The following is a 10801-nucleotide window of genomic DNA, read 5'->3' as shown; positions in this document are numbered from 1 at the left end:
TCAGAGATTGTCGTGCACCCAGTCGGCGATGAATGAGGTGGCGATGGTTTTGTTGTCTGCGCTTGCGTGTGCGGCGCCGCCTTCGTCCGCGGTGAACAGCTTGAACTCCCGCTTGGGACTGTTGATGGCGGCCGCATACTGGGCGTTCGCGTATTCGAGGGGGATCTGCGTGTCGAGCTCGCCGTGGGTGATCAGGTAGGGGACGGTGATTTGCTCGACGACGCCGACCAGGCTCATGTCGGGCGCGAAGTCCATGAACTCCTCGAGGGTCTCCTTACCGAAGACCCATTGAACGTGGTCCCAGTAGTGCGGGACGGGGCGGTCGCCTTCGTTGGCGAGACGGCGCTTCTGCAGCTCGCCCCAGTTGTAGTTGGCACCCCACGAGGCGCACAGGCTGAAGCGCTTTTCAAAGGCTGCGGCGCGTGGGGCGTAGTAGCCGCCGAGGGACCAGCCCATGATTCCGATGCGCTTCGGATCGATGTCCCCGCGTGCCTCCAGATAGTCAACGACCGGACCGGCCCAGCGTTCGCTGTTGTGGTATCCGGTCAGTCCGCGGCCGCGCAGCGACTCGCCGGTGCCCGGCTGGTCCACGATCAGCGTGGAGATGCCCCGGCGGGCGAATTCCCGGGCGATGCCGGAACGGTAATCCATCTCCTTGATGCTGTCCAGGCCGTTGCAGAAGACCATCACGGGGGCGGGACCATTGATCCCTTCGGCCCGGGAGAACAGGGCCGGGAGTGTGGTCCCCTCGTAGGGAACTTCGACGCGTTCGCAGTTCTCCTGGCCATGGGTGATGGCCTTGCCGAAGATTTCCAGGCCCTTCCGGTACACCTCGTGGCGGGGTTCGAAGTGCCGGCTCTGCATGCGCTCAGCGGTCAGGTAATACAGCGAGGCCCGGGCATACTTGGCCCCTGCCGTGAGCTCGTGGCCGGCGGCAAGGTCCTCGTCGGCGTACCGCACCAGCTTGTCCGCCATCGCGCACCATGCTGCGAAGAACTGCTCGGTCCCGGCGTCCTCGCCGTTGCGGGAGGCCTCTAGCAGGGGGCGGCAGATCTGGTCGACTTCCCCGATGTGACCGCCCGTGTTCAGGACGATATTGACGGAGAGGTTCCAGACGTAGTTGTCCGGAAAGTATTTGAACACCGGTGTTCCCTTTCGTGTTGTTGCGTGGCTGGTGAGTGGGCTAGACGGGGGAGGGGGTCCACAGGCCGAGGTCCGGGTCGTTGAACATGGCCGGAATCATCTGCTCCGTGACGAGGCCGCCGGTTCCCCACTGGTCCTGGGACTCGGGTGTTGTCTCGAAGCGGCGGGGTACCCACGCTTCTTCGTCCTCGATCTTTTCCAGCTCGGTGGTGTACTCCACGACGTTGCCCTGCGGATCCAGGAAGTAGGTGAAGGTGTTATCGCCCGCCCCGTGGCGGCCCGGACCCCACAGCGGGTCCCGGCCGGAACGGATCAGACGTCCGGAAGCACGCATGTACTCGTCGATGCCGCGCATCTCGAAGGACAGGTGGTTCAGGGAGGTGTGGGGTCCCTGGCTGATGGCCAGGATGTGGTGCTGCTCGCCGGAGCGCATGAAGCACATGAGGTCCTCGAGCCAGTCGGAGAGGGCAAAGCCCAGCGTGTTCTCGTAGAACGCCTTGGTGGCCTTGACGTTGGTGGAGTTGAAGACGACGTGGCTCAGCTTCTGCGGAATGGATTCGCGTTCCTCGAGCAGGCGGTGCGGGCGCTGTTCGACGTCGGAGGAGACCTCGATGAGCCGGCCGTCGATGTCAAAGAACCGGACGCCGTAACCGCCGCCGGGGGTGTCCAGGGTGCCCGGCTGGCGGTCAAGTTTGTAGCCGTTGGCCAGTACCCGCTCGGCGACGGCGTCGACGTCTTCGGCGGACGCGGCGCCGAACGCCACGAGGTCCAGCCGCTTGGACGTGTCCTTGCGGATCCGCACGATGTAGTTTTCCGGGTCAGCGGGGGTGGCGAAGAAGGCCACATTGCCGTCGTCGGCGACTTCCTGCAGGCCCCACGTGTTCTTGTAGAACTCCGCGGCCTTCTGGTAATCGGGCACGGCCAGGCCAACGTGCCGAAGATGTGTGATGGGGCGGAAACGCTCAGTCATGTCCGAACTCCTGGGATAGGTCTCGCTTTTAAATGTGGTGGGCAACACATGGCGACTCTAAGGACTTCGGCGTCGGCAACGGAAACAATCATTGGCGATCTATTGCATCGATAAGAATGATGAGTCTTCTGTACTCAGTCATTGATTTGAGTGGTTGAAGACATCAGAACTAATTGTTTCCCCCGATGTGATGGGGTTCATATCCTCGAAGTGGCCAGTGGATCAAAGACGTTGAGATTGGCCCCTGATATCGAAGGGACGTAAACCCATGAGCCTTACCCAGAGCACCGTGCCGGCTGTGGCCGGAAGTGACCTTGACGCGATCCTCGACAGAGTCGAGGCCGCCCTGGAACAAGACCTCGTACCGGCGGAAATTTTCAATGACGAGACCATCTTCCGCGCCGAGGTGCACCGCATCTTTACCCGCAACTGGGTCTTCGTTGCCCATGAAAGCGAGATCCCGAAGGCCGGCGACTTCGTCCAGCGCCGGATCGGCACGGACCCCGTCATCGTGACGCGCGATGGCACCGGCGGCATCAACGTGCTGTCCAACTTCTGCCGCCACCGCGGAACACAGGTGTGCCAGACGGACAGCGGCAACGCCCGCTTCTTCAAATGCCCCTACCACGGGTGGACCTACAACAACGCTGGTGAACTGATAGGGACCCCGCATCAGCAGGATGCCTATGGCGAACGGCTGGATCCCCAGGACTGGAGCCTGATGCGGGCTCCGAAGGTGGAAACCCGTCAAGGCTTCATCTTTGCCACGCTCTCCGAGGACGTGCCGTCCCTGGACGAATACCTCGGCGGTGCCGGCTGGATGCTGGACGCCATTACGGGGCTGCACCCTGCAGGGATGCGCGTGGCCGGACCGCCGGACCGCTACAAGGTCAAGGCAGACTGGAAAACCGCCGCCGAGAACTTCTCCGGCGACGTTTACCATATTGACTCGCTGCACTGGAGTACCGAGGAGATCCACGTTTCCCAGGGCCTGCAGAACTCCTGCGAAATCGGCCGCGCTTACGAGTTCGGCAACGGCCACAACTTCATGGGCCACGCCTGGACCAAAGCCATCCACCCCGGCTACGTCCTCTGGGGCTACCCCCCGGAGGTCACCTCCCAGTTCGACCTGTCGGAGCTCGATGAGGCTCAAATGCACATGGTCACGCACGAACCGCCCACCGTCGGCACCATCTTCCCGAACCTGAGCTTCATCCGCTTCAACACGCCCGCGGTTCCCGGCGGCCCGATGACCGTGGTCACCAGCTTCCGCCAGTGGCAGCCGATCGGCCCGGGCGAGATCGAGCTCTGGAGCTGGCAGTTCGTCTGGGACTTCATGTCCGAGGAGGACGTGCAGGAAGCCTACGTCACCGGGCAGTTCGTCTTCGGTTCCGGCGGCATCTTCGAACAGGACGACACCGTCGCCTGGGAAGGCATCCCACGCGCCGCGGAAAGCGCCTGGATGCGCAAGACCGGCCTCGCCTTCAACTTTCAGATGGGCAACAAGAGCGAAGTGGACCAATCCCCGAACCCGGATTGGACCGGTCCGGGTATCCAGCGCCAGACAGGCTACGGCGAACACACCCAGCTCGCCTTCTACCGCCACTGGCTCGAGGTCATGCGCGCCGACGCCGATACCAGCCCCGCAGGCTCCGCCTCGGAAGGGAAGTAAGACCATGACGCAGTTAGATCTTGGCGGCGCTGAAGCCGTTACCGACCTTGCTCCCGATGGTTCGGTCGAGCCTGGGGTTCGGTCCGCCGTCGCGCAGTTCCTCGGCCTTGAGGCCAGGCTCCTTGACGAGGGCCGGGAAGAGGACTGGTACGCGCTGCTCGACGAGGAACTCATCTACTCTGTGCCCGTCCGCGAGTCCCGCGAGCCCAGGGACACCGAGGTCACTCCCGGCGCCTACCGGATCCGGGACACCAGGGCACACATCCGCACCAGAATTGACCGTCTCAGCACCGGCATCGCCTACTCGGAAGTCCCGCCGTCGCGCACCATGCGGATGGTGGGCAGCATCGAAGTCCGGCACACAGACCGGCCCGACGTTCTCGCCGTGGCCAGCGCTTTGCTTCTGTACCGCCAGAGGGGCATCGACCCTCACTTCGACCTCATTCCAGCACGCCGTGAGGACCTCATCAGGCTGACGTCCGACGGCCCGCGGCTGCTCTCCCGCGTGGTCCTCCTGACCGAAACCAGCCTGGCCACACCGAACCTGGGATTGTTCCTGTGAGCACAGAAACGGACACCCAGATGACAACAACCCCCGTCAGTCTGAACACCGGCCGCTGCCTGGCCTACGGGACCTGCGTGAGCATCCTGCCGGAAGTATTCGACCTCCCCAAGGGAAGCAAAACGGCGGTGCTCCTCAAAGACGCCGTCGATGAGGACCAGCGGGAAGACCTCGTGGAAGCCGTCCGCAGCTGCCCCGCGCGGGCCATCATGATCTCCGCCAAGGAATGACCATGGCCGCGAAACTGGAACGAATCGTCATCGCGGGCGCATCGGTGGCTGGACTGGCCGCCGCCGACGCGCTCCGCGAAGGCGGATTCGACGGGACCGTGACAATCCTCAGCGACGAACGGCACACCCCCTACGACCGCCCTCCCTTGTCCAAATCGATGCTGTTGGCCGGACACGGAAGCGAGTCCGCGGCGCAGGCCCTGCGTCCGCACGGGCACTACGAAGAACAACGGCTGGACCTGCGGATCGGGGACGCTGCTGTCGGCCTGGACATTGACCGGCGCAACGTCGTCACATCCAACGGTGATGTGCTGCCGTACGACGCCCTGGTGATTGCCTGCGGCAGCCGGCCGAGGACCATGCTGACGGACGAAGGGACGGAACTGCCAACCCTACGCACCCCAGGTGACTTGGCAGCCCTGCGCACGGCCGCCGCCCAGTACCGCAGGATCACGGTCATCGGATCCGGCTTCATCGGCCTCGAAGTTGCCGCCAGCCTGCGCGAACGTGGCCTGGACGTGACCGTGATTGGAGCCACCCCGCTCCCGCTGGACAGAATCATGGGCCCGGAAGTCGCCGGGCTGATACGCGGCTTACACACGGACAGGGGCGTCCACCTCTTCGCTGACACCGGGGTAGAGTCCATCTCCGGTGTGCCGGGAGACTTCACTCTCCGCCTCTCTGACGGGACAACCCACTCCACCGAGTACGTGATCGCCGGGATCGGCGTAGTACCCAACACTGAATGGCTTCTCGGCTCAGGGGTGGCGCTGGACGCCGGCGTCCTCTGTGATGCGACCGGACGAACCAACGTGCCGGACGTGTATGCCGCCGGCGACGTTGCCCACTTCGAGCATCCGCTGCTGGGCGGTCGGGTCCGGGTGGAGCACTGGACGAACGCGCTGGAACAAGGCCGGCACGTCGCCGGAAACATCCTGACAAACGGCTCCGCGGACTACGCGGCTGTGCCGTATTTCTGGACCGACCAGTACGAGCGAAAATTTCAGTCCTATGGCCGGCGCCAGCCCGGAGACGAGCTGTTCCTCGCGGAGGGCTCGCTCGAAGACGAGGCATTCCTGGTCCTCTACGGCTCGGCGGACGGCTTCCATTGCGCCATCTCCTGCGGGCTGCCCAGGGCACTGCGCGCCTATCGGAAGCTGCTCGAACGCGGCGGAAGCTGGACGGAGGCCCGGGCACTGGCCACCGGCCGGAACCAGCCTGCAACCACCTGATCCCCGATTTCACACTTATTCACAAACTCTAAGGAGAACAAATGCAGTTGCTTGAAGGGGACGTCGTCCTCGTTACCGGCGGAGGTTCAGGCCTCGGCCTCGGAGTCGCCCGCCATTGCATGGCCGAAGGCGCACGCCTGGCCATCCTGGAAATATCGCAGGAAAAAGTCGATGCACTCCGTGCCGAGTTCGGCGACGACGTGCTGGTCCTTCAGGGCGATGTCCGCAACATCCCGGACCTCGAAGCCACCAAAGCGGCAATCCTGGAACGCTACGGGAAACTCAACGCCCTGATCGGAACCCAGGGCATCTTTGACGGGAACATCCCGCTGGCCGAAACGCCGCTGGAACGCATCGACTCGCTCTTCGACGAACTGTTCCACATCAACGTCAAGGGGTACATCCTCGCCGCCAAGGTCTTCATCGACGTCCTGGAGGAGAACGACGGCGCCATCGTCCTGACCGCCTCCACCGCCGCTTACGCAGCGGACGGCGGCGGACTGTTCTACTCCGCCAGCAAGGGCGCCGTGCGCAGCATCATCAACCAGCTCGCCTTCGAATTCGCCCCGCGCGTCCGCGTCAACGGAGTCGCCCCTTCCGGGATCGCCAACAGCCAGCTGCAAGGACCAAAGGCCCTGGGCCTGGAGCACCAGAAGCAATCGGACATCCCCAAGGAAGCCTTCCTGTCCCAGTTCAAGACGCTGATGCCGCTGCAGCAGCTGCCCACCCCCGAGGATCACGGGCACCTCTACGCATTCCTCGCGTCCCGGCACAACAACATCATGACGGGCCAGACCGTCGTCGCAGATCAGGGCTTGTTCAACCGCGCTGTCCTCAGCCAGAAGTAGCACCCTGACACAGGGGAGGGCCGCCACCGTACGGAGGCGGCCCTCCGTTCCCTCCTCGAAGATCCGGATCACCATGTCACAAAATTCTGCTGCCCCGGAGTTCCGCTCCGGCTGGCGCGGCCTCACCGCGGCCACCGTCGGTTCCGCTGTTGGCGTCACCTCCCTGCTGTTCTACAGCCAGGGATCCTTGACCCTCGCACTTCAAAAGGAATTCGGGTGGAACCGTGCGGACATCTCCGCCGCGTACCTTTTCACCACCCTTGCCCTCACCCTCGCGACCCTGCCCTTGGGCTGGCTGCTCGACCGGTTCGGGCCCCGTGCGGTGGCTCTGGTCTCGGCGCCCGGACTAACTGTGGTCCTGGCGCTCCTGAGCCAGTTCAGCGGCCCGATCCTTCAGTTCTACGGTATCTACGCCCTCGCCGGCCTGCTGGGTGCCGGCACCACCTCCGTGGTCTACACCAAGGTGGTGAGCGCACGTTTCTTCAAACGGCGCGGCCTGGCACTGGGCATCACCCTGTCCGGGATCGGTGCCGGGGCCCTTGCCCTGCCCCCGCTGGTCACATCATTCGTCCAGGCATCCGGGTGGCGTTCCGGGTTCCTGGCCCTGACGGTGCTCTCGCTGGTGGCAATTCCGTTCATTCTCTGGGGGATTAAACGGCCGACAGAAGCAGGAACCGAGGCCGCCGAAGCGCTGGGCATGGACCGAAAAGCCGCCCTGACCTCGCGGCCGTTCTGGACCATCGTCACCGGCTTCATCTTCGTCGGCATCGCCGTGCCTGCCGTCATTCCGCACATGGTTCCCATGCTGGCCGACACCGGGGTAAACCCGGCCACGGCCGCGAGCATCGCCTCCCTGATAGGTGTTGGCGTCATCATCGGCCGCCTGTCCATCGGTTTCTTCGTCGACAGGTTTTTCGCACCATATGTTGCCGCCCCGCTGTTCCTCATCACCGCCCTGGGGTGCCTCCTGCTGGCCTGGGGCGGGGCGGGCATCGCCCCGGCTGCGGCCCTGATGATCGGTGTTTCCTTCGGGGCTGAAGCGGACCTCATCGCATTCCTCTGCGCCAACTACTTCGGGCTGAAAAACTACGGCTTCATCTACGGGGCGATCTACGCCGTTTTCGGCCTCGCGATCTCCGTAGGTCCCATCCTTGCCGGTCGCGTATTTGACACCACAGGCTCCTACTCACTGGCACTGATTGGGGTTGCAGTGCTCCTGGTATTGGGCTGCGCTACGTTGCTCACCCTGCCCCGATACGGCGAAAAACAGCAGCCGAAGGCAGCCGACGACGACAGCCGGGACCAGACAGAAAACCTGGACTCGGCAGCCATCTGAAACTCGAAACCATTAAGGACACTCCACATGAGACTTGCGACGCTGCGCACCGGCACGGGCACCACAGCTGCCCGGCAGGACGGCGACACCTACACTGAGATTCCCGGCTTCGCGGACGTGGGCGAGCTGCGGCGTACTGCCGACTGGCATGCACAGGCGGCCGCAGCCACCGGTGCCGTGCACCCACTCGAGGGCACCGAGCTGGCCCCGGTAATCCCCGTCCCCGGCAAGATCATCTGCGTGGGGCTGAACTACAAGACCCACATCCTGGAAATGGGACGAGACCTCCCTGAGTATCCGACCCTGTTCTCCAAGTACACCCAAACACTCATCGGCCCCACGGATGAGATCGAGCTCCCCGGCGAAGACACCGCCATCGATTGGGAAGCCGAACTGGCTGTTATCGTCGGCAAGCGCGGGCGACGCATTCCTGCGGAAGAAGCAGGAAATCACATCGCCGGCTATTCGATATGCAACGACGTATCCATGCGCACCTGGCAATTCCGGACCAAGGAGTGGCTTCAGGGGAAAAACTGGGAGCGGTCAACACCCTTGGGACCGGTCCTGGTGACCACAGATGAATGGCAGCCGGGCGGGAGCATCCGCACTCTCATCGACGGGGAAACCATGCAAGAGGCCTCCACCGGCGATCTCGTCCACGGCCCCGAATTCCTGATCTCCTACATCTCGACCATGATCACTCTGGACCCGGGGGACGTCATCATCACCGGCACACCAGGAGGCGTCGGACACGCCCGGAAACCGCAGCGCTATCTCACCCACGGACAGCTATTGGAAACCACCATTGAGGGCATCGGGATCCTTTCGAACCGTGTCGGCGCCGAAGTGAACGGACACTGAGGAGCCCTCGGGGCAGCCCCCGAGAGCATCGGTTCCAACGACCAAGCAATGAAGGAGCAGGACGCATGATGACCACCGAAGACCTCTCCATCGCGGTCCGGGTAACTGACCGGGCCAGCATGGAACACCAGCTCGACGAGGCCATAAGTATTGCCAGAGCGACGGCAACGCTTGAAGGACGGCGAGGCATTCTTGTCACGCGGTTTGGCATCGATTCCTTCAGTGTCGCCCTCAGCAACGAGGCCCTGCCAAATCTTTGTCACCAAAGGCTTTCCCCTGCTCACGCCGGGATTCGCCAAGTGGCAACAGGCCTAATCCTCGACCCCGATGGAACGTGGATGATCGCGCTCAACCCGTCGCTGCAAGACGTTTAGATGAAGCGAGGCAGGGTGAAAATTGCGTCCCTAATAGGCAACAGGCAGGTGCCGAAACTCTCCGTCTGTTCGGATTGCGGGCATGCTGTGGTTATGGGGTCAGAGATGAACTTGTATTGGCTGGGCGCCCTTGCAGGCGTTCTGCCGATACCCGGCGCATGTCTACATAGTGAAGCCAAGGAAGCTCCTTGTGGATGTTCTGCAGGTGACCATTGGCACTAGCCTTGGCTCCTAAACAACACTTACCCAGGCTTCCCTCTCGGACGACCGTCACCGCCCCGATAACGAGCCCTATGTTCCATCCCGCGCCCCATACAGGGTTCATTTCGAAATCCAATAAAGGAGTTAGAGCGATGTTCACTGGCTTGAGCGCTTTTCCCCTAACCCCGCTGGCACACGATACGGTCAACGAGGCCTCGTTTATCCGGTTGGTAGAAAGGCTTAGCGAGGCCAAGGTCGACTCCATCACGGCCCTCGGTTCCACCGGTTCCTACGCGTACCTGAGCAGTGATGAGCGAAGCCGAGTTGCGCGTCTGGCTGTGCAGCATGCCGGCGGCACTCCAGTGATAATTGGCATCGGGGCACTCCGGACCTCGCAGGTCCTGACGAACGCGGAGAACGCCGAGCAGGCGGGAGCGTCGGCGCTGCTGCTGGCGCCGATGACGTACCAGCCCCTCACTGATGATGATGTCTTTGAACTTTTTCGGACAGTCGCTGTCCGGTCGTCACTGCCCATCGTCGTCTATGACAATCCTGGCACCACGCACTTCACTTTCAGCACCGGCCTTTATGAACGCATTGCCGAACTGCCCGGCATCGCCTCCATCAAAATCCCAGGGGTTCCAACTGACCCGCAGCAGGCTCGGGACCGGGTCGAAGAAATCCGGGCGGTTGTTCCCCAATACGTGACCATCGGAGTCTCCGGAGACGCCCATGCCGCCGCCGGCCTGGCAGCGGGCTGCGATGCTTGGTACTCGGTCATCGGCGGCACCCTGCCCGCCCTGGCCATGGGGATCACGCGGGCGGCGCAGGAACGCAGGTTTTCGGACGCGGTGAGCGAATCCGAGCGCCTTGCACCACTATGGAAGCTGTTCGCCGAGTTCGGTGGGAGTATTCGTGTGGTTGCGGCCATCGCCGAACACATGATGTTGGCACCCAATGCCTGCCTGCCGCTGCCGATCCAGGGATTGACCAAGGACCAGCGACACCGTGTTGCCGAGGTCATCGATGCGCTCGGCCTCCACTGGTAATATCGGCTCCGGCCTCCGTAGTTCACAAGGAAAGCAAAACTCTTTCTTACCTGCGAACACGCTAAATTCTTCAGGAAACAGGAGTTTTCGCAACCACTTCTACTCCCGTGCCCTGAACGCCGATATCCGGCCTTCCGTCAAGCAATCGCGTTCCCACCTGAGCAGTAAACAACCGCGAAGGCAGGGGAGGGTTGCACGCCGGCTTGGCGTGGCGCAGGTACTGGTAGGCAGTCTGCCGGCTGATCCCGTAATCACGGGCAAGGACGGCTTTCGGAACACCATTGCCCCGCGCGCTGAACCGGCTCGTTTGACTGAAGGCCCTG

General features: G+C 63.0%; 11 protein-coding genes. 9 read left to right on the top strand and 2 right to left on the bottom strand.

What is annotated here, in order from left to right:
* Both AC1MCD_RS18695 and AC1MCD_RS18690 read right to left on the bottom strand, forming a co-directional pair.
* Positions 1-1143, bottom strand: a complete 1143-nt coding sequence (locus AC1MCD_RS18695; RefSeq protein WP_498674144.1) for an alpha/beta hydrolase family protein — start codon at positions 1141-1143, stop codon at positions 1-3.
* Positions 1144-1183: 40 nt separating this feature from the next.
* The gene (locus AC1MCD_RS18690; protein ID WP_498674142.1) at positions 1184-2113 is read right to left on the bottom strand and encodes a VOC family protein; all 930 of its coding nucleotides are present in this window, start codon (positions 2111-2113) and stop codon (positions 1184-1186) included.
* A 268-nt stretch (positions 2114-2381) separates the two neighbouring features.
* Between AC1MCD_RS18690 and AC1MCD_RS18685 the strand changes: the two genes are divergently transcribed.
* From AC1MCD_RS18685 to AC1MCD_RS18645, 9 genes are all read left to right on the top strand, one after another.
* A complete protein-coding gene (locus tag AC1MCD_RS18685; protein ID WP_498674140.1) occupies positions 2382-3785 on the top strand; it encodes an aromatic ring-hydroxylating oxygenase subunit alpha in 1404 nt (467 codons plus the stop codon).
* Positions 3786-3789: 4 nt separating this feature from the next.
* A complete protein-coding gene (locus AC1MCD_RS18680) occupies positions 3790-4347 on the top strand; it encodes an aromatic-ring-hydroxylating dioxygenase subunit beta (RefSeq protein WP_498674138.1) in 558 nt (185 codons plus the stop codon).
* A complete protein-coding gene (locus AC1MCD_RS18675) occupies positions 4344-4577 on the top strand; it encodes a ferredoxin (protein ID WP_498674136.1) in 234 nt (77 codons plus the stop codon). The genes AC1MCD_RS18680 and AC1MCD_RS18675 overlap by 4 nt, the downstream gene beginning before the upstream one ends.
* A 2-nt stretch (positions 4578-4579) precedes the next feature.
* Complete coding sequence (locus AC1MCD_RS18670; RefSeq protein WP_498674134.1) at positions 4580-5809, top strand: NAD(P)/FAD-dependent oxidoreductase; 1230 nt, start codon at positions 4580-4582, stop codon at positions 5807-5809.
* Between the two features lie 41 nt (positions 5810-5850).
* Complete coding sequence (locus tag AC1MCD_RS18665; RefSeq protein ID WP_498674131.1) at positions 5851-6657, top strand: SDR family oxidoreductase; 807 nt, start codon at positions 5851-5853, stop codon at positions 6655-6657.
* A gap of 73 nt (positions 6658-6730) precedes the next feature.
* On the top strand, positions 6731-7993 hold the full coding sequence (locus AC1MCD_RS18660) for an MFS transporter (protein ID WP_498674128.1): 1263 nt from the start codon (positions 6731-6733) through the stop codon (positions 7991-7993).
* Between the two features lie 27 nt (positions 7994-8020).
* Positions 8021-8854: a fumarylacetoacetate hydrolase family protein gene (locus tag AC1MCD_RS18655; RefSeq protein WP_498674125.1), complete on the top strand. Its 834-nt coding sequence runs from the start codon at positions 8021-8023 to the stop codon at positions 8852-8854.
* A gap of 65 nt (positions 8855-8919) precedes the next feature.
* On the top strand, positions 8920-9228 hold the full coding sequence (locus tag AC1MCD_RS18650; RefSeq protein WP_498674124.1) for a hypothetical protein: 309 nt from the start codon (positions 8920-8922) through the stop codon (positions 9226-9228).
* A 353-nt stretch (positions 9229-9581) separates the two neighbouring features.
* On the top strand, positions 9582-10478 hold the full coding sequence (locus AC1MCD_RS18645; RefSeq protein ID WP_498674122.1) for a dihydrodipicolinate synthase family protein: 897 nt from the start codon (positions 9582-9584) through the stop codon (positions 10476-10478).
* Positions 10479-10801: the final 323 nt, after the last annotated feature.

Source organism: Arthrobacter sp. BF1 (assembly GCF_056680215.1).
The sequence above is the reverse complement of the archived record's forward strand: the minus strand, read 5'-3'. Positions and strand labels throughout refer to the sequence as shown.

Excerpts from the sequence above, each read along its gene's own strand:
- AC1MCD_RS18690 (WP_498674142.1), bottom strand. The coding sequence starts at position 2,113 with ATGACTGAGCGTTTCCGCCCCATCACACATCTTCGGCACGTTGGCCTG.
- AC1MCD_RS18680 (WP_498674138.1), top strand. The coding sequence starts at position 3,790 with ATGACGCAGTTAGATCTTGGCGGCGCTGAAGCCGTTACCGACCTTGCT.
- AC1MCD_RS18685 (WP_498674140.1), top strand. The coding sequence starts at position 2,382 with ATGAGCCTTACCCAGAGCACCGTGCCGGCTGTGGCCGGAAGTGACCTT.
- AC1MCD_RS18660 (WP_498674128.1), top strand. The coding sequence starts at position 6,731 with ATGTCACAAAATTCTGCTGCCCCGGAGTTCCGCTCCGGCTGGCGCGGC.
- AC1MCD_RS18650 (WP_498674124.1), top strand. The coding sequence starts at position 8,920 with ATGATGACCACCGAAGACCTCTCCATCGCGGTCCGGGTAACTGACCGG.
- AC1MCD_RS18645 (WP_498674122.1), top strand. The coding sequence starts at position 9,582 with ATGTTCACTGGCTTGAGCGCTTTTCCCCTAACCCCGCTGGCACACGAT.
- AC1MCD_RS18655 (WP_498674125.1), top strand. The coding sequence starts at position 8,021 with ATGAGACTTGCGACGCTGCGCACCGGCACGGGCACCACAGCTGCCCGG.
- AC1MCD_RS18670 (WP_498674134.1), top strand. The coding sequence starts at position 4,580 with ATGGCCGCGAAACTGGAACGAATCGTCATCGCGGGCGCATCGGTGGCT.
- AC1MCD_RS18665 (WP_498674131.1), top strand. The coding sequence starts at position 5,851 with ATGCAGTTGCTTGAAGGGGACGTCGTCCTCGTTACCGGCGGAGGTTCA.